A 17,380-nucleotide genomic window follows, 5' to 3' on the forward strand; every position below is an offset into this window, starting at 1 on the left:
CCTTTGCGCCGCCGCCGGGCGGGCCTAGCCACTGGGATGCGCGTCTGGGCGTGTATGTGCTGGATAACCAGACCAACGTCTTCTACCGCCAGCGCGCCTACTACCGCTGGGACAACGGCTGGAGCCGCGCGGTGAGCCCCAACGGGCCGTGGGAAGAGACCGATATCAGCGGCGTACCGCCGGGGTTGAGTCGGCAGTTCAAGTAAAGCCAAGCGGCGACCTTCGGGTCGCCGTTTTGGTTTGGGGCTGTGGTTAAAACGCCGCCTTGCCCACCGATGCACCACCATCGACAAACAGCGTCTGGCCGGTAATAAAACCGCTGCTCTCAGACAGTAGAAAGGCAATCGCCGAGGCGATTTCTGCGGGCTGGCCCAGACGTGCCATTGGCACGCCTGCCAGATAGCGTGCTTCGCCCGCGGAGCCGGGCGGGTTGTTGGCGCGGAACAGCTCCGTCTCGGTCGGGCCGGGGGCCACGGCGTTTACGGTTATGCCTGTTTGTGCCAGTTCCAGTGCCCAGGAGCGGGTAAAGCTGACCAGCGCCGCCTTGGCTGCGGCATAGGCCGTACGCTGGGTGATGCCGAGTACGGTCAGGCTGGAAATATTCACGACTCGCCCCCAGCCCCGGCTGCGCATGCCGGGCAATAACGCCTGGGTGGCCTGCAGCGCCGAATGCAGGTTAACTCGCATGACGTCATCGAATGCATCCAGATCAATTTCGCCCAATGCTTGCGGGCGCACCAGGCCGACGTTGTTGACCAGCCCGTCGAAGGCGAAACGTTCGCTGAGTTCCTTGAGTACCTGTGCGCTGCGTTCGCGGTCGGCCAGATTAAGGGCGACCAGTGTGCCGGGGAAATCCGGGTCGTCTGCATTGCGGGCTATGCCCACCACGGTGTGGCCTGCCTGGGCCAGATGTTCGCACAACGCGCGACCGATGCCTTTGCTGGCGCCGGTGACAAGGTAGGTACGTTGGGTCATGGTGTGCTCCCTATTTAAAGACGGTGAGCATGATACCTTGGCAAGCGCTTGTGGGAGCGGGCAGGTTTGCGAGGCGCTTTTAGTGGCGGCCTGTCTCGGCCTCTTCCGGTCACCCCCTAAATCTGTATACTTCTTTTCCGTTCGTGTCAGGGCTTTGTGCATCTGATACCGGACTTATCTCCCGGCACCTTGCCGGCCATTGCTGCAAGCACCGGCTCAACGTGCTAGCGCACGCTTTGCCTTTTGACCTGGGACGCCTCTTGCGTTCCGTCACTTGCCAGCCATCACTTTGACAACCCACGGACCGCTGTCCGCTATCGCCTGCCTGTCAGGAAACCAGGGTTGTTGCACCTGCCGATTTCGGCCTTTCGTTGCGTCTGTAACGACTGTGTGCGCATAAGAAAGGAGAAAGGAATGTTCCAACTTTCCACCCTCACCGTGTTGCTGCTTCTGTTCTGTTTTTATGGCCTGACCTTTTTGGTGTCGTTGCGCGTGGGGCGCAAGGACGAAAACGTCGACGGCTATATGGTCTCCAATAACTCCATCGGCTTTGGCATGTCGGCCGCCAGCATGACGGCCACCTGGATCTGGGCCGCTTCCTTTTACGCCGCCGCCAGTGCGGGCTACAAGTTTGGTCTCTCGGGGGCCTTGCACTATGGCTTCTGGGGCGCGCTGATGATTCTGTTTATCTACCCCTTTGGCCGGCGTTTCCGGCAACTGGCGCCCAAGGCCCACACCCTGGCGGAGATCATGCACGCACGGCACGGGCGTTCCAGCCAGATGATTCTGGCGGGCTCCAATATCGTCGGCAGTCTGATCAGCCTGATGGTCAATTTCACCGCCGCCGGGGCACTGGTCGCGGTGCTTTCGCCGCTGAGCTTTACCCATGGTGTGCTTATCGCCGGTGTCGGGATTCTGACTTACACCATCTGGTCAGGGTTTCGCTCATCGGTGCTTACTGATTTCGGCCAGCTATTCGCCATGATCTTCGCTGCGGTGGTGATTATTCCGATTATTTTCTTCCAGTTGGGCGGCCCTGAAATCTTCGCCCAGGGCATGCCGAGGATCACCCCCGAGCAAGCCAGCTTCTATTCGAAAACCGCGATTCTGGAGCAGGGCGCACCTTACTTCGTGGCCGTGCTGGCCTACGCCATTGGTAACCAGACCATCGCCCAGCGGCTGTTTGCCGTGCGTGAAGACTTGATGAAGTCGACATTCGTCACCGCCACCATCGGTTATGCCTCGATTGTGATCGGGCTGGGCATGCTGGGGTTTCTGGCCCTGCTGGCAGGTATCGAGCCGCAGGATGGCGACCTCAATAACCTGATCCCGCAAATGGCCTCGACCTACTTGCCGCCGTTTGCGGTGGGGCTGTTTTTCATCATGGTGATCGGTTCGCTGTCGTCCACGGCGGATTCCGACCTGTCCGCCTTGTCGGCGCTGGTGATGACTGACGTGTATGGCAAGAACATAGCCAAGGGCAAACCCAATCCAAAAACCATGTTGTTTGTCGGGCGCCTGACCATGGTGCTGGCAACCATGCTGGCGATGATTTTTGCCAGCATGAAACTCGATATCCTGACCATGCTGATTTTTGTCGGCGCGCTATGGGGCGCGATTGTCTTTCCTGTTATTGCCAGCCTGTATTGGCAGCGGATTACCAACGCGGCCTTTACCAGTGCAGCGATTGCCGGGTTTGTGATGTTTTTGGTCGCCCGCTTCGAATTGTTGCAGATGCAAGGTGCGGTGGCGCTGTTCTTCGAACTCTGTGCCTCGATCGGCGGCGGGGTGGTGATTGGCCTGATGGCGTTCGGCTTTTTTGGCAAGCGCGTGGGCTTTGTGATGGGCGGATTGGCGTTCTTGGTACTGGCGCCATTCGCGTTCGGTTTTCTCCGCGATTACCCGGTGTTGCTCAGTTCATTGACCGCTTACGGTGTCAGCACCGTGGTGTGTGTGCTGGTGAGCTTGCTGGCCAATGAAACCTTTGATTTTGACTGTATCAACGAACGTGTTGTGGCCTTCCACCACACCGTCGAACCTGCCACTGAAAAAGGAGCCACCCCATGTCCAGTTTCGCTTTGACCCTGTATGTCCTGATCTGGCCGGCCATTGCCGGGGCCGTAATGTTGACCCTGTGCGTCAGCCTGTGGCGCGATATGCGCAAGGCCAAGCGTGAGGGTACGGATCTGGTCTGAATGTTTGATGGGGTAGCCGCTGCCTCGCCAGCGGCTACGCAAATTGTGTAGGGTGCTTGCTGATCACTATCAGGAGCCGGTCATGCGCCCATTCGAATTCAAGCAAGTTGACGTTTTCAGTAGCGTTGCCCTCAAGGGCAACCCGGTGGCCGTGGTGTTGAATGCCGACAGCCTGAGTGACATGCAAATGGCCGACTTTGCGCGCTGGACCAATCTGAGTGAAACCACTTTTGTGCTCAAGCCGCAAAACCCTGATGCCGATTACCGCCTGCGAATTTTTACCACTCTCAACGAGCTGCCTTTTGCTGGCCACCCTACGCTGGGCAGTTGCCACGCCTGGCTGGAAGCCGGCGGCGTGCCCCGTGGTCAAGAGATCGTGCAGGAGTGCGCCGCGGGGTTGATCCGTCTTCGTCGCCAGGCCGGGCAACTGGCTTTTACTGCACCGCCCCTGTTGCGTACGGGTGCTGTTGAGGGGGATTTGCTGCAGCGTATCTGCCGTGGCCTGGGCATCGAGGCGCAGGCGGTGGTGCAGGCGCGTTGGGTCGATAATGGCCCGGGCTGGGTGGCGTTGATGTTGCGTGACCGTGAGCAGGTGCTGGCTTTAGAGCCCGATTACTCGCAGTTGCTCGGACTGTCGATCGGTGTGGTTGCCCCTTGGCAGCCTGAACTCGATGGCGACGAGGCGCAGTTTGAAGTGCGCGCATTCTGTGCCGGCGAGGGCATGCCCGAAGATCCGGTGACCGGTAGCCTGAATGCCGGGCTGGCGCAGTGGCTGATCGGCGCAGGCCTTGCCCCGGCGCATTATGTGGCCAGCCAGGGTACGGCAATGGGGCGGGCAGGGCGGGTGTCGATCGAGCAGATCGGCGAGGATATCTGGGTGGGCGGCCCGGCGGTGACCTGTATTAGCGGGCAATTGACGCTCTGAGCCTCATGCCCCTTTTGCTTTCACCGCCCGCTTGGGTCTGGCCTTGCCCGTAGCGGCCTTGCGTTTCTTCTTCCAGGCTGGCGCCGCACCGGCCGGGCTGGCCGGACCGCTGATCGTCATGGTCATGGCGCTGCAACGTTCGATATGTTTGCTCATCCACGCCGCCTGTTTGGCGACGAATACGTCGAGGGTCATTTCGCCGCTTTGCACCATGTCCAGCGCCTGCTCCCAGATGGCCGTGGTGCCGGGGTCGGCAATGGCGCGCGGTACCGCGTCGATCAGGCTAAAGGCGGGGGCGGTCGCCGTCAGGGCCTTGCCGTTTTTGCTCAGGTAACCGCGATCGAGCAAGCCCTGGATGATGCCGGCGCGGGTGGCTTCGGTGCCGATACCGGTGGTGTCCTTGAGTTTTTGCTTGAGCAGCGGGTCCTGCACCAGCTTGGCGACGTTTTTCATCGCCTTGATCAGGTCGCCTTCGGTGAACGGCTTGGGCGGCTGGGTCCACAAGTCCTTGAGGTTGACCGCGGCAATCGCGCAGTCCAGCCCTTCGCGCAATAACGGCAGGGGCTGTGGAGCAGGGGCTTCGCGACCTTTGGCCGGGGCCAGTGCTTCGGGCAGGGCGCGCTTCCAGCCGGGCTCGACGATCTGCTTGCCGACGGCCCGCAGGTTTTGCCCTGCACAATCAAAGTCGGCCTGGGTGCGGTCGTATTCATGGTTGGACAGAAACTGCGCGAGGTAGCGTGCGCGAATCAGCGTATATACCGCGCGATGTTTGCCGCTCAGGCGTTCAATATTCTTTGCAGCAGCTGTAGGAATGATGCCGTGGTGGGCGCTGACTTTTGCGTCGTTCCAGGCCCGTGAACGGCGCTGCGGGTCCAGATGGCTGGCCAGTGGTGCCAGTGACGGATCGGCCTGCTGCAAGGCGCTGAGAATCGACGCGGCTTCGCCGTGCTGGCTCTGTGGCAAGTAGCCGCAATCGCTGCGCGGATAGGTGACGACCTTGTAGGTTTCGTACAGGGCCTGGGCAATATCGAGGGTTTCCTGGGCGCCGAGGCCGAGCTTTTTTGAACACACTTCCTGCAGCGTGCCCAGATCGAACGGCAATGGCGCGACTTCACGCATGCGCTCGGTGCGCAGCTTGATCACCCGGGCGCTGCTGGCGTTTTGCATTGCACTTGCGGCCTGTTGGGCATGGGCCGGGTTGAGGCAGCGGTCCTGGTCGTCGCAGGTGTCGGGATCGGCCCGCCATTGCGCGGTGAATAACTGCCCGTCGTGCCTGAGCTGTACGTCTATGGCCCAGTAGGCCACGGGGATAAAGTCGCTGATGCTGCGATCACGATCGACCACCAGCCGCAGCGTAGGGGTCTGCACACGGCCCACTGGCAATACGCCTTGATAGCCCGACTGGCGGCCGAGCAGGGTAAACAGGCGGCTCATGTTCATGCCGATCAACCAGTCGGCCCGCGAGCGGCCGAGGGCCGAATGATAGAGGTTGAAGGTGTCGCTGCCGGGCTTGAGCGCAGCCAGGGCCTTGCGGATCGAGGCGTCGTCCAGGGCCGACAGCCACAGGCGCTGGATGGGGCCGCGGTAGCGGCAGTGCTCGACCAGTTCGCGGGCAATCATCTCGCCTTCGCGGTCGGCGTCGGTGGCGATGACCAGTTCTGTGGCTTCACCGAGCAGGCGCTTGACGGCCTTGAACTGGCTGGCGGTCTTGGGTTTGACGCGCATTTTCCATTTTTCCGGAATGATCGGCAGGTCAGCCAGTACCCAGCGCTTGTAGCGCTCATCGTAGGCGTCGGGCGGGGCGGTTTCGAGCAGGTGACCGATGCACCAGGTGACGGTGGCATTGGCGCCCACCCAGCAGCCATCACCGCGGCGGCTGGCACCGAGCACGGCGGCAATATCTTTGGCCTGGGAGGGTTTTTCACACAGAAACAGCCGCATCGCTCAACTCATTCACGCATCGCAGAAGATGCACAGCATGGGCAGAGACAGGCGCGAGAGCAAGTTTTTTTACTGTTGATATGTACAGGCTTTTGCAGGTGCTGCAAAACCTGGGGGAGCTGGCTTGCCTGCGATGCAGGCTAGGGGGGCAGTCAGGCGTGCCGGGGGCATCCCTTCGCGAGCAAGCCCGCTCCCACAATGGAAGGCGGGCTTGCAACAGGACAGGGGATTATTGCGCGTTGTAGATCTGGTCGAACACGCCACCGTCGTTGAAGTACTTTTTCTGCACGTCGCGCCAGTCGCCGAAGGTTTTTTCAACCGACAGGAAGTCGACTTTCGGGAAGCGGTCGTTGTACTTGGCGAGAATTGCCTGGTCACGCGGGCGCAGGTAGTTTTTAGCAGCGATTTCCTGGCCTTCAGGCGACCACAGGTACTTGAGGTAGGCTTCGGCCGTGGCGCGGGTGCCTTTTTTGTCGACCACTTTGTCCACTACCGTCACAGGCGGCTCGGCTTCTGCCGATACGCTCGGGTAGATCACTTCGAACTGGTCGCGACCAAATTCACGGGCGATCATTTCCGCCTCGTTTTCGAACGTCACCAGCACATCGCCGATCTGATTGGTCATAAAGGTGGTGGTGGCTGCACGACCGCCGGTATCAAGCACTGGAGCCTGCTTGAACAACTTGGCCACAAAGTCCTTGGCCTTGGTTTCGTCACCGCCGTTTTTCAGTACATAGCCCCAGGCCGACAGGAAGGTGTAGCGGCCGTTACCCGAGGTTTTCGGGTTGGGTACGATGACCTGTACGCCGTCCTTGAGCAGGTCGGGCCAGTCTTTCAGAGCCTTGGGGTTGCCCTTGCGCACGATGAAAACGGTGGCCGAGGTAAACGGTGCGCTGTTGTCCGGCAGGCGGGTGACCCAGTTTTCCGGGACCAGATGGCCGTTGTCGGCCAGGGCATTGATGTCGGTGGCCATGTTCATGGTGATCACGTCCGCCGGCAAGCCATCGATGACCGAGCGGGCCTGTTTGCTGGAACCACCAAATGACATTTGTACGTTGAGCTTTTCGCCGTTGTGCTCTTGTGCCCAGTGCTTCTGGAAGGCTGCGTTGTAGTCTTTGTAGAAATCACGCATCACATCGTAGGACACGTTTAGCAGTGGCGGTGGGGTCGCTGCACTCGCGACACTGCCAAGGGCCAGGCCAGCGGCCAGAATTGAGGCACTAAAGAGTTTTTTCACTGCGCATTCCTTGTTATAGGGAGCAATAAGGGCAAATTGCCAGTAACTATAGCGACTGTCGCATAGTCCTTAAAAGATTAAAAAGTGCTGTGGTTATGCTTTTTTCGTAAAAAGAGCATTGCCGCACCGTGAACAAAAAGACGCCGATTGTTCGTGAGTGTTCTTTTTGCAGGTCGGGCAGTCGTGCTTGAGTTGCTCGCCACGCATGGCGTTGGCCAATTCGGCAGTGAAGATGCCGGTGGGCACGGCAATGATCGAGTAGCCGGTGATCATCACCATCGCCGAGATCACTTGCCCCAGTACGGTTTTGGGCACTATGTCACCAAAACCAACAGTCGTCAGGGTGACAATGGCCCAATAGATACTTACCGGAATACTGGTAAAGCCGTTTGCAGGCCCTTCGACCACATACATCAGACTGCCGAACACCGTAACCAGGGTGGAGACGCTGACCAGGAACACGATGATTTTTTGCTTGCTGCCGCGCAGCGCCGAGAGCAGATAGTTGGCCTGGCTCAGGTAGGGGCGCAGCTTGAGGATACGAAAAATCCGCAACATGCGAATGATGCGGATGATCAACAGGTACTGCGCGTCGCTGTAATAGATCGCCAGAATCCCCGGCACAATGGCCAGCAAATCCACCAGGCCGTAGAAGCTGAAGGCGTAACGCAGAGGTTTGGGCGAGCAATACAGACGCAGGCCGTATTCCACGGCGAATACAAAGGTGAAACCCCACTCGATATAGGCCAGCAGTTTGGCGTAGTCGCGGTGAATGCTGTTGATGCTGTCGAGCACCACGACCACCAGGCTGCACAGGATGATCAGCAGCAGGGCGGTGTCGAAACGCCGCCCCGCCGGGGTATCGGCCTGAAAGACCATCACATACAAGCGCTGGCGCCAGTCATTGTTATCCATGCAGGTTGCTCGATGCCCAAAGGTCAGAAGGTTCGAGTATTAACGCTCAATGCGCAACCTGCATTGTTCTTGTGCAGGGTGCAGGATGCGCACACTGGCGTGCACCAGCCAGCATCCGAGGATAAAGGGTGCGGTCAGGGGGGCGAGGCCCAGGGCAATAAAGCCCGGGGTGATCAGCAAGGTCACGATAATCCCCGCCACGGGCAGCCAGGGACGCCGTGCTTGCTGACTCAGGGCCAATGCGGCGAGTGCAGGGTTGTAGCCGGCCAGGCCGTCCAGTGCAGCCGCGCTGTCCTGTTGATACAAGGCAAACAGCATGCCGGCCAGTGAACCGGTGATGGCCCATAGTGCCGCGCGCCAGTTGCTCAGCCACAGGCCGATCACAATCAGCAACCCGGCCAGCGGGTGTGGCAGCAGCATGACCTGGGCAATGCCCTTGAATAGCCCCTGTGCCAGTGTGAGGCCATTGACGGCCTGGGTGTGGTCCATGGCTTGTGCAGGCGGGTTGGTCAGGTGCAGCAGGATCCAGCCAATACCCACAAACGGCGCGGTGTAGGCCAGCAGGCTTTGCCCGGGGGTGGCGCGCTTGAGCCACTGGTGCACGAGCATCGTACTCAGTCCGGCACTGGCAATGATCAGCAAGGGCAACAGGGCAGACCATTCAAGCTGGTGGCTTATCAGCAAGCCCAGCAAGATACCGTTGTAGCTGTACAGACCCGCCTGGCGTTCGGCCTTGGGATAGTCGCGCCGTTGCGCGGTGAGGAGCCCGGCAATACCGCCGAGCAAGGCGCCACCAAGCAGGGTGGGGGCACTGATCAGAATGGCCAGCAGGCACAGCACGCCGCACAGAGGATGACGCTGGAGGAAGATCTGGCCGAAACCGGCGCACAGGGCCGTCGCCCAGTCGGGGCAGGGGTTTGAACTCATGATTGTTACCTGGTAGTCGCAGCCGAGGCACGAAGGCTGCGAGCTCTTGATTGGCTCCCTGCATGATCAAGAACTCGCAGCCTTCGTGCCTCGGCAGCGACTACAGGTAGTGCGGTCTCCCCAAAAAGGGCAGACCGGTGGGCTTACTTGTCGCGAATCGAGAAGTTGGCCATGTGCTCCAGGCCCTTGATCAGCGCCGAGTGGTCCCAGTTGCTGCCACCGATGGCCGCGCAGGTGCTGAACACTTGCTGGGCATTGGCGGTGTTGGGCAGGTTGATCCCCAGCTCACGGGCACCGGCCAGGGCCAGGTTGAGGTCTTTTTGATGCAGGCTGATACGGAAGCCCGGGTCAAAAGTGCCCTTTATCATGCGCTCGCCGTGCACTTCGAGGATTTTCGAGGAGGCAAAGCCACCCATCAGCGCTTCGCGAACCTTGGCCGGGTCAGCGCCGTTTTTCGCGGCAAATACCAGGGCTTCGGCCACGGCCTGGATATTCAGGGCGACGATGATCTGGTTGGCTACCTTGGCGGTTTGACCGTCGCCATTGCCGCCCACCAGGGTGATGTTCTTGCCCATGCTCTGCAGCAGCGGCAGGGCGCGGGCGAAGGTTTTTTCGTCACCGCCGACCATGATGCTCAGTGAGCCGGCCTTGGCGCCAACTTCACCGCCGGATACCGGCGCGTCGAGGTACTGAGCACCCTTGGCGTTGATTTTTTCGGCGAACGCTTTGGTGGCCGTAGGCGAGATCGAACTCATGTCGATCACCACCTTGTTCGGGCTCAGGCCCGCGGCGATGCCGTCTTCACGAAACAGCACATCCTCAACCTGAGGGGTATCCGGCACCATGACGATGATGAATTCGGCTTCCTGGGCCACTTCTCGCGGGCTGGCCAGGGCGATTGCGCCAGCGGCAACCAGATCGGCCGGTGCGGCACCGTGATGGGTCGACAGAAACAGGCTGTGCCCGGCCTTTTGCAGGTTGCTGGCCATGGGTGAGCCCATGATGCCCGTGCCGATAAATCCGATTTTAGCCATGACAAATCCTCTTGTTTTTCTTAGGGCGATTCAGAGTAGGTGGTCTGATGTGGGAGCGGGCTTGCTCGCGATGGGATCGCTCCCACAGAGTTACACCGCGTTATGGGTCTTGAGCCACGCCAGACCGGCCTCGGTGCTGGTCAGCGGCTTGTACTCACAGCCAACCCAACCCTGATAGCCGATGCGGTCCAGGTGATCGAACAAAAAGCGGTAGTTGATTTCGCCGGTGCCCGGTTCGTGGCGACCAGGGTTATCGGCCAGCTGGATATGGTTGATCTGCGGCAGATGAGTCTGCATGGTGCGGGCCAGGTCACCCTCCATGATTTGCATGTGGTAGATGTCGTATTGCAGGAACAGATTGCTGCTGCCGACCTTTTCCTGGATCGCCAGTGCCTGCTGGGTGTTGTTCAGGTAAAAGCCGGGGATGTCGAGGGTGTTGATCGACTCCATCACCAGCTTGATGCCGACTGCCTGCAGCTTGTCGGCGGCGTATTTGAGGTTGGCGACGAAGGTTTTTTCGACCGTGGCGTCGTCCACGCCCTGGGGGCGGATGCCGGCCAGGCAGTTGATCTGGTCGTTGCCCAGCACTTGCGCGTAAGCGATGGCCAGGTCGACCCCGGCGCGGAACTCTTCAACCCGGTCCGGCAGGCAGGCAATCCCGCGCTCGCCCTTGGCCCAGTCACCGGCCGGCAGGTTGAACAGCACCTGGGTCAGTTTATTGGCATCGAGCTGGGCCTTGATATCGGCCGAGTTGTAATCGTAAGGGAACAGGTATTCAACGCCATGAAAACCAGCGTTGGCGGCCGCTTGAAAACGGACAAGAAAATCCTGCTCGGTGAACAGCATGGACAGGTTGGCGGCAAAACGCGGCATGGTGAACTCCTGCTTTTTGTCCCCTCTCCTCGGGAGAGGGGGTGAGGGCTATAAATTAATCCAGCATCGAAATGGCGGTCGGTGCATCGTTACCCACCAGCGCCAGGTCTTCAAATTCATTTACGCCGTTGATTTCGGTGCCCATCGAGATATTGGTCACACGCTCCAGGATGATTTCCACCATCACCGGCACGCGGAATTCCTTGATCAGCTCCTGGGCCTTGCGCAGGGCAGGCTGGATTTCACTCGGTTCGAACACGCGCAAGGCCTTGCAACCCAGGCCTTGAACGACGGCCACGTGGTCAACGCCATAGCCGTTAAGCTCCGGTGCGTTGAGGTTGTCGAAAGCCAACTGCACGCAGTAGTCCATTTCAAACCCGCGCTGGGCCTGACGGATAAGCCCCAGGTAGGAGTTGTTAACCACCACGTGGATATAGGGCAGGTTGAACTGAGCGCCCACGGCCAGTTCTTCGATCATGAACTGGAAGTCGTAGTCGCCGGACAGTGCCACCACATTGCGATCCGGGTCGGCCTTGACCACCCCCAGCGCCGCCGGAATGGTCCAGCCCAGAGGGCCGGCCTGGCCGCAGTTGATCCAGTGGCGAGGCTTGTACACATGCAGGAATTGTGCGCCGGCAATCTGTGACAAACCGATGGTGCTGACATAGCAGGTGTCTTTGCCGAACACCTGGTTCATTTCTTCGTACACGCGTTGTGGCTTGACCGGCACGTTGTCGAAGTGGGTCTTGCGTTGCATCGTGGCCTTGCGCTGCTGGCAGTCCTGCAGCCAGGCGCTGCGGTTTTTCAGCTTGCCGGCAGCTTTCCATTCGCGGGCTACTTCAAGGAATACCTTGAGCGCGGCACCGGCGTCGGAAACGATGCCCAGATCCGGGTTGAATACCCGGCCGATCTGGGTCGGTTCGATATCCACGTGAATGAACTTGCGGCCTTCGGTGTACACATCCACCGAACCGGTATGGCGGTTGGCCCAGCGGTTGCCGATGCCCAATACCACATCGGACTTGAGCAGGGTGGCGTTGCCATAACGGTGCGAGGTTTGCAGGCCGACCATGCCCACCATCAGCGGGTGGTCATCGGCGATGGTGCCCCAGCCCATCAGGGTCGGAATCACCGGGATACCGGTCAGTTCGGCGAATTCCACCAGCAGGTCGCTGGCGTCGGCATTGATCACGCCGCCACCGCTGACCAGCAGCGGGCGTTCCGCCTGATCGAGCATGGTCAGGGCTTTTTCGGCCTGCAGCCGGTTTGCCGTTGGTTTGGCCAGTGGCAGCGGTTCGTAGGCGTCAATGTCGAATTCGATTTCGGCCATCTGCACATCGAACGGCAGATCGATCAGCACCGGGCCAGGGCGCCCGGAGCGCATTTCGTAAAAGGCTTTCTGGAAGGCGTAAGGCACCTGGCCCGGCTCCATCACCGTGGTCGACCACTTGGTGACGGGCTTGACGATGGCGGTGATATCCACCGCCTGGAAGTCTTCTTTGTGCATCCGTGCCCGTGGGGCCTGGCCGGTGATGCACAGAATCGGGATCGAGTCGGCCGAGGCACTGTACAGGCCCGTCACCATATCGGTACCGGCAGGCCCCGAGGTGCCGATGCACACGCCGATATTGCCGGCCTTGGTGCGGGTATAGCCCTCGGCCATGTGCGAGGCGCCTTCGACGTGGCGAGCAAGGACGTGATCGATGCCACCGACCTTTTTCAGGGCCGAGTACAGCGGGTTGATGGCGGCGCCCGGGATACCGAATGCGGTATCGACACCTTCGCGACGCATCACCAGAACGGCGGCTTCGATTGCTCTCATTTTGCTCATTGTTTTGTGCCTCTTACGTTTTGTAATTGTATACAAGTGGCTGTTGAGCGAGTGTATTCATCCTCCGCTGTGCAGGTCAATGGCTTTTATCGATTCGATGGTTGATCACAAGCAAGCCTTGTATTCAGGCTTGTGCGCTGGGTTTTGTTTTTTTGATTGCTGAAAAATTGTATACAAAATAGATTTGTATTGTGTTCTATTGGTGTTATTGAGTGCGCCTCGCGAGGTGCGCCGAAGGCTTTCCATAACAAGATAAGGATGGCAACCATGAGTGCTTTAACCTTGAAAGTCGCTTTAGAACTGACCGCTCAGGCCTTGAGCGTCGGGCGTCAGATCAGTGCTGCGCCGCTGACGGTAGTGGTGCTCGACAGTGGCGGGCATTTGCTGGCGTTGCAGCGCGAAGACGGCGCCAGCCTGCTGCGCCCTAGCATTGCGATTGGCAAAGCCTGGGGCGCGATTGCCTTAGGCAAGGGCTCGCGTCTGCTGGCACTGGACGCGCAACAGCGCCCGGCGTTCTTCGCGGCGCTTAATGGCATGGGGCAAAGTGACGTGGTGCCTGCGCCGGGTGGGGTATTGATTCGTGATGAGGCGGGGCAGGTAATCGGTGCTGTTGGTATCAGCGGCGATACGTCGGATATCGACGAGCAATGCGCGATCAGCGCGGTAGAAGCGCTGGGCCTGCGGGCGGATGCGGGGGTGGCGGTCTGATTTGGGCTGAGTGATTGACCGCCTTCGCGAGCAGGCTCGCTCCCACAGATTGTGCGCAGGGTGGGAGCGAGCCTGCTCGCGAAGGCATTGTTGAGACACATTCAGCTAAAAAACGCCCCGTCCTCATTGTTCTTTCAGGGCTAGCCTTTTCATTACTCATCCATGAAAAGGCAAAGGAATGCCGTCTTTAGCTGCTTCACACCGCCTGCGTATCGGCCGCTGTTCCGAGCCAAATCGAATTTACCTGTTGAGCACCAACACGCTCTGCAGAGAGCCCATCTTTAAAGACTTTACCTTGGGACGATTAGTCGTCGCACAATTTCGCGCTGCCCAAGACCAGGGTTTTGCAGACTCGTTGGCCTGGGTCGTCATGCCAGATCACGTTCATTGGTTGATCGAATTACACCGTGGGACGCTCGGTGGCTTGATGCAACGAACCAAGTCTTTGAGTACCCAGGCTGTCAGGCGATCAACTGATCGCAAAATCAGCCTTTGGCAAAATGGCTTCCATGACCGGGCATTAAGGCGAGAAGAGGATCTGGTGAATGTTGCTCGTTATGTTGTCGCCAATCCGTTGCGGGCACGACTGGTCGAGAAGCTCGGTGACTATCCCCTGTGGGATGCAATCTGGGTTTGAAAGGGCTTTGCGAGCAGGCTCGCTCCCACAGATTGTGCGCAGGGTGGGAGCGAGCCTGCTCGCGAAGGTCCCAGCGTGGTTTATCGGTCCGGTTCGCAGCCCTTCAGCACCAACCGGATAATGGTTTGGGTTGCCGCTTCGTAGTCGCTGTCTTCAAGCTTGGTCTTGCCGGTGATGGCTGAGATCTGCCAGTCGAAGTCGGCGTAGGTCTGGGTTGCCGCCCAGATGCTGAACATCAGGTGGTGCGGGTCGATGGCGGCAATCTGGCCGCGGTCGATCCAGGTCTGGATGCAGGCGATGTTGTGTTGGGCCTGGGCATTCAACAGGTCTACCTGTTTCTCACTCAAGTGCGGGGCGCCATGCATGATTTCGCTGGCGAATACTTTCGAGGCAAAGGGCAGGTCACGGGAAATCACGATTTTTGAGCGGATGTAATTGCTCAATACCGTATTCGGCTCGCCATCGGCGTTGAACGGCGTCGAAGCCCGCAGGATCGGGTCGATAATGCTTTCAAGCACCTCGCGATAGAGGTTTTCCTTGGATTTGAAGTAGTAGTAGACATTGGGCTTGGGCACGCCGGCCTTGGCCGCGATATCGCTGGTTTTGCTGGCGGCGAAACCCTTGTCAGCGAATTCTTCGCTGGCGGCACGCAAAATCAGTTCTTTGTTACGCTCGCGGATACTGCTCATAAACCCGATATGTCCTTGCCTGCTGGGGCGGTCGGGCATGGTAGCACCGGGCTTGCAAGTGGCTCAAGATTGCCGCTTTGCGCGCGGCACGCGCTATGCTTGTGTGCATTCCATCTCTCAGGACGTTTTTCTATGGCTGGCAGTAGCTTGCTGATGTTGCTCGATGATATCGCCGCCGTGCTCGATGACGTCGCTCTGATGACCAAAGTGGCCGCCAAAAAAACCGCCGGGGTGCTGGGCGATGACCTTGCGCTCAACGCCCAGCAGGTATCGGGCGTGCGTGCCGACCGGGAGTTGCCGGTGGTGTGGGCCGTGGCCAAGGGTTCGTTTCGCAACAAGGCGATTCTGGTCCCGGCAGCGCTGGCCATCAGTGCCTTTGCGCCCTGGGCGGTGACGCCGCTGTTGATGGTGGGTGGGGCTTATCTGTGTTTCGAGGGTTTCGAAAAGGTCGCCCACAGTTTCACCCACAGCAAGGCCGATGCCCAGAGCCAGCGCCAGGCCTTGCAGGAGTCGCTGGCCGGTGCTGAAGTCGATCTGGCGGCGTTTGAAAAGGATAAGGTCAAGGGCGCCGTTCGTACGGACTTTATCCTGTCCGCCGAAATCATTGCCATCACCCTGGGCATCGTCTCCGACTCACCGCTGATGCAGCAGGTGGTGGTGTTGTCGGGTATCGCCATCGTGATGACAGTCGGGGTATATGGCGTGGTGGGTGGCATCGTCAAACTCGACGATGGTGGCCTGTACCTGAGCAAGAAGACCGGCGACGGCGCCTGGCCGCGGTTCCAGCGCAGCTTTGGCCGTGGTGTGTTGAGCGCAGCCCCGTACATGATGAAAAGTCTGACCGTGATCGGCACGGCGGCAATGTTCATGGTCGGCGGCGGTATCCTGACCCACGGTGTACCGCCGTTGCATCATTGGGTTGAAGGCGTTGCGCAAGGCAGCACGCAATGGCTGGGTGTGGTGTCGGTGATTGTGCCGACCCTGCTCAACGCCGTGGCCGGCATTATTGCCGGCGCGGTGGTGTTGGCCGTGGTGTCTGTCGCGAGCAAGGTCTGGCGGGCCATCAAGTCCTAGGCCGCGATGGCACGGGGCAGGGTACTGTCCTGCAGCAATCGATAGCCCAGCACCGCGAACAGCAGCATGACGCCGCCGGCGGCCAGCGACACGCTAAAACCGGCCTGGGCGCCGTACGCGTCCACCACCCAGCCGCCGAGTACCGCACCGAGGGCCACGCCCATGCCCAGACCGGTGATCATCCAGGTCAGGCCTTCAGTCAGCTTGGCAGGTGGGACAATGTTTTCCACCAGGCCCATGGCGGTGATCAGGGTGGGGGCAAAAAACAGCCCGGCGATCAGCATGCCCACGGCCAGGGTGGCGATGCTGTCGGCCCACAGCAGCGGCACCATGGTGATGGATGTGGCCAGGGCGCCGAGCACAAACAGCCTGGGCAGCGGCATGTTCAACTTGAGCATGCCGAACACCAGCCCGGCAGCGCACGATCCCAAGGCGTACATCGACAATACAATGCTTGCGGCAGCCGGTTGGCCCTGATGCTGGGCAAAGGCCACGCTAACCACATCCACCGTTCCCACAATCGTGCCCAGCCCAAGCAGGGCCAACAGCAAAACCACCACGGCGCCCTGGCGTAAAACTGTGCCCTGGTGCTCGCTGCTACGCGGGTGTACCGGTGGTTCGGTGCTGCGTTGCAGCACAAACACGCTGACGCCGATGGCCAGCAGGATGGCTGCCGCCAGTGGTCCGGCCTGGGGGAACAGCGCCACACTCAGGCCCACGGAAATCGGCGGGCCGATAATAAAGCTCACTTCATCGAGTACCGACTCGAACGAGAACGCCGTATGCAGTTTGGGCGAGCCGCGATACAGCTCGGTCCAGCGTGCCCGCACCATTGCCGACATGCTCGGCATGCAGCCCGACAGGGCGGCGAACACAAACAGCGTCCAGTCCGGCGCGCCAAAATGACTGCACAGCAGCAAGGCCAGCAGGGCGCTGACGCCAATGGCGGTGACACCGGGCAGGATGCGGCTCTGGCCGTAGCGGTCGACCCAGCGTGAAATCTGCGGAGCCAGCAGGGCTGTGGCCAGGGCAAAGGTGGCGGCTACGCCACCGGCCAGCCAATAGGAACCTTGCAGTTGCGCCAGCATGGTGATGATGCCGATGCCGACCATTGAGATCGGCATCCGCGCGATCAGGCCCGCACCGCTGAAAGCCTTGGTGCCGGGGGCGCTGAAAATCTCGCGATAGGGGTTGGCCATACAAGCTCCGGAACAGTGTTGGGGATTGCTTTCGTAGCCGCTGCCGAAGGCTGCGTTCGGCGACGCAGTCGTCGTCAAACCATTGAATGCGGACTTTCAGGAGAACCGCATCTACTGTTTTTACGGTTGCTTCGCAACCGAACGCAGCCTTCGGCAGCTGCTACGGGAATGTGTGATTGCCGAGCATGACATACGCGGCGTATGTAGAAATATACGCATA

Annotated in this window: 16 protein-coding genes and 1 pseudogene; 7 read left to right on the forward strand and 10 right to left on the reverse strand. The window is 59.8% G+C overall.

The annotated features are described in order from the left end of the window. A pseudogene (locus GHO42_RS12405) lies at positions 1–206 on the forward strand (hypothetical protein); the annotation flags it as partial. A 46-nt stretch (positions 207–252) separates the two neighbouring features. Here the strand turns inward: GHO42_RS12405 and GHO42_RS12410 are convergent. After that, on the reverse strand, positions 253–975 hold the full coding sequence (locus GHO42_RS12410) for an SDR family oxidoreductase (RefSeq protein ID WP_095027142.1): 723 nt from the start codon (positions 973–975) through the stop codon (positions 253–255). 414 nt (positions 976–1,389) lie between these two features. On the opposite strand from GHO42_RS12410, the gene GHO42_RS12415 reads away from it, so the two are divergent. The 3 genes from GHO42_RS12415 (at position 1,390) to GHO42_RS12420 (ending at position 4,095) form a co-directional block, all read left to right on the forward strand. Further along, on the forward strand, positions 1,390–3,057 hold the full coding sequence (locus tag GHO42_RS12415; protein ID WP_095002072.1) for a sodium:solute symporter family protein: 1,668 nt from the start codon (positions 1,390–1,392) through the stop codon (positions 3,055–3,057). After that, positions 3,039–3,170, forward strand: a complete 132-nt coding sequence (locus tag GHO42_RS25885) for a putative transporter small subunit (protein WP_016781520.1) — start codon at positions 3,039–3,041, stop codon at positions 3,168–3,170. The genes GHO42_RS12415 and GHO42_RS25885 overlap by 19 nt, the downstream gene beginning before the upstream one ends. An 82-nt stretch (positions 3,171–3,252) precedes the next feature. Further along, entirely contained in the window at positions 3,253–4,095 is an 843-nt protein-coding gene (locus GHO42_RS12420) for a PhzF family phenazine biosynthesis protein (protein WP_095024373.1), read from the forward strand. A 3-nt stretch (positions 4,096–4,098) separates the two neighbouring features. On the opposite strand, the gene GHO42_RS12425 is transcribed toward GHO42_RS12420, so the two are convergent. The 7 genes from GHO42_RS12425 to gcl all read right to left on the reverse strand — a co-directional run bounded on the left by GHO42_RS12425 (position 4,099) and on the right by gcl (position 12,853). Continuing rightward, the gene (locus tag GHO42_RS12425; protein ID WP_153327662.1) at positions 4,099–6,036 is read right to left on the reverse strand and encodes a DNA topoisomerase III; all 1,938 of its coding nucleotides are present in this window, start codon (positions 6,034–6,036) and stop codon (positions 4,099–4,101) included. A 229-nt stretch (positions 6,037–6,265) separates the two neighbouring features. After that, positions 6,266–7,273 (reverse strand): sulfate ABC transporter substrate-binding protein, encoded by a 1,008-nt coding sequence (locus tag GHO42_RS12430; RefSeq protein ID WP_095019582.1) that lies wholly within the window; start codon positions 7,271–7,273, stop codon positions 6,266–6,268. Between the two features lie 93 nt (positions 7,274–7,366). Further along, on the reverse strand, positions 7,367–8,188 hold the full coding sequence (locus GHO42_RS12435) for an ion transporter (RefSeq protein WP_095002068.1): 822 nt from the start codon (positions 8,186–8,188) through the stop codon (positions 7,367–7,369). Between the two features lie 39 nt (positions 8,189–8,227). Next, positions 8,228–9,115 (reverse strand): urea transporter, encoded by an 888-nt coding sequence (locus tag GHO42_RS12440; protein WP_095019581.1) that lies wholly within the window; start codon positions 9,113–9,115, stop codon positions 8,228–8,230. A gap of 143 nt (positions 9,116–9,258) precedes the next feature. After that, on the reverse strand, positions 9,259–10,149 hold the full coding sequence (locus GHO42_RS12445; protein WP_046809691.1) for a 2-hydroxy-3-oxopropionate reductase: 891 nt from the start codon (positions 10,147–10,149) through the stop codon (positions 9,259–9,261). A 90-nt stretch (positions 10,150–10,239) separates the two neighbouring features. After that, positions 10,240–11,022, reverse strand: coding sequence for a hydroxypyruvate isomerase (gene hyi, locus GHO42_RS12450; protein ID WP_095002066.1), 783 nt, complete (start codon positions 11,020–11,022; stop codon positions 10,240–10,242). 55 nt (positions 11,023–11,077) lie between these two features. Continuing rightward, a complete protein-coding gene (gcl, locus tag GHO42_RS12455) occupies positions 11,078–12,853 on the reverse strand; it encodes a glyoxylate carboligase (protein WP_095002065.1) in 1,776 nt (591 codons plus the stop codon). A gap of 267 nt (positions 12,854–13,120) precedes the next feature. Here gcl and GHO42_RS12460 point away from each other — a divergent pair, with 267 nt between their 5' ends. Both GHO42_RS12460 and GHO42_RS12465 read left to right on the forward strand, forming a co-directional pair. Beyond that, on the forward strand, positions 13,121–13,561 hold the full coding sequence (locus GHO42_RS12460; RefSeq protein WP_095002064.1) for a heme-binding protein: 441 nt from the start codon (positions 13,121–13,123) through the stop codon (positions 13,559–13,561). A gap of 178 nt (positions 13,562–13,739) precedes the next feature. Beyond that, a complete protein-coding gene (locus tag GHO42_RS12465; protein WP_095019578.1) occupies positions 13,740–14,198 on the forward strand; it encodes a transposase in 459 nt (152 codons plus the stop codon). Between the two features lie 80 nt (positions 14,199–14,278). Here the strand turns inward: GHO42_RS12465 and GHO42_RS12470 are convergent, their stop codons facing one another. Beyond that, positions 14,279–14,887, reverse strand: coding sequence for a TetR/AcrR family transcriptional regulator (locus GHO42_RS12470; protein WP_095019577.1), 609 nt, complete (start codon positions 14,885–14,887; stop codon positions 14,279–14,281). A 132-nt stretch (positions 14,888–15,019) separates the two neighbouring features. On the opposite strand from GHO42_RS12470, the gene GHO42_RS12475 reads away from it, so the two are divergent. Beyond that, on the forward strand, positions 15,020–15,961 hold the full coding sequence (locus GHO42_RS12475) for a DUF808 domain-containing protein (protein ID WP_095002062.1): 942 nt from the start codon (positions 15,020–15,022) through the stop codon (positions 15,959–15,961). On the opposite strand, the gene GHO42_RS12480 is transcribed toward GHO42_RS12475, so the two are convergent. Next, complete coding sequence (locus GHO42_RS12480) at positions 15,958–17,160, reverse strand: MFS transporter (protein ID WP_095019576.1); 1,203 nt, start codon at positions 17,158–17,160, stop codon at positions 15,958–15,960. The two genes, GHO42_RS12475 and GHO42_RS12480, sit on opposite strands and share 4 nt — an antisense overlap. Between the last annotated feature and the right edge of the window lie 220 nt (positions 17,161–17,380).

Origin of the sequence: Pseudomonas sp. FSL R10-0056, from assembly GCF_009600105.1 — a bacterium.
GTDB lineage: Bacteria > Pseudomonadota > Gammaproteobacteria > Pseudomonadales > Pseudomonadaceae > Aquipseudomonas > Aquipseudomonas bubulae.

Bases quoted from the DNA above. Each gene is read 5' to 3' on its own strand.
- GHO42_RS12440 (WP_095019581.1), bottom strand. From the start codon at position 9,115: ATGAGTTCAAACCCCTGCCCCGACTGGGCGACGGCCCTGTGCGCCGGT.
- GHO42_RS12420 (WP_095024373.1), top strand. From the start codon at position 3,253: ATGCGCCCATTCGAATTCAAGCAAGTTGACGTTTTCAGTAGCGTTGCC.
- GHO42_RS12415 (WP_095002072.1), top strand. From the start codon at position 1,390: ATGTTCCAACTTTCCACCCTCACCGTGTTGCTGCTTCTGTTCTGTTTT.
- GHO42_RS12465 (WP_095019578.1), top strand. From the start codon at position 13,740: ATGCCGTCTTTAGCTGCTTCACACCGCCTGCGTATCGGCCGCTGTTCC.
- GHO42_RS12425 (WP_153327662.1), bottom strand. From the start codon at position 6,036: ATGCGGCTGTTTCTGTGTGAAAAACCCTCCCAGGCCAAAGATATTGCC.
- GHO42_RS12480 (WP_095019576.1), bottom strand. From the start codon at position 17,160: ATGGCCAACCCCTATCGCGAGATTTTCAGCGCCCCCGGCACCAAGGCT.
- GHO42_RS12410 (WP_095027142.1), bottom strand. From the start codon at position 975: ATGACCCAACGTACCTACCTTGTCACCGGCGCCAGCAAAGGCATCGGT.
- GHO42_RS25885 (WP_016781520.1), top strand. From the start codon at position 3,039: ATGTCCAGTTTCGCTTTGACCCTGTATGTCCTGATCTGGCCGGCCATT.
- hyi (WP_095002066.1), bottom strand. From the start codon at position 11,022: ATGCCGCGTTTTGCCGCCAACCTGTCCATGCTGTTCACCGAGCAGGAT.
- gcl (WP_095002065.1), bottom strand. From the start codon at position 12,853: ATGAGCAAAATGAGAGCAATCGAAGCCGCCGTTCTGGTGATGCGTCGC.
- GHO42_RS12435 (WP_095002068.1), bottom strand. From the start codon at position 8,188: ATGGATAACAATGACTGGCGCCAGCGCTTGTATGTGATGGTCTTTCAG.
- GHO42_RS12445 (WP_046809691.1), bottom strand. From the start codon at position 10,149: ATGGCTAAAATCGGATTTATCGGCACGGGCATCATGGGCTCACCCATG.
- GHO42_RS12475 (WP_095002062.1), top strand. From the start codon at position 15,020: ATGGCTGGCAGTAGCTTGCTGATGTTGCTCGATGATATCGCCGCCGTG.
- GHO42_RS12470 (WP_095019577.1), bottom strand. From the start codon at position 14,887: ATGAGCAGTATCCGCGAGCGTAACAAAGAACTGATTTTGCGTGCCGCC.
- GHO42_RS12460 (WP_095002064.1), top strand. From the start codon at position 13,121: ATGAGTGCTTTAACCTTGAAAGTCGCTTTAGAACTGACCGCTCAGGCC.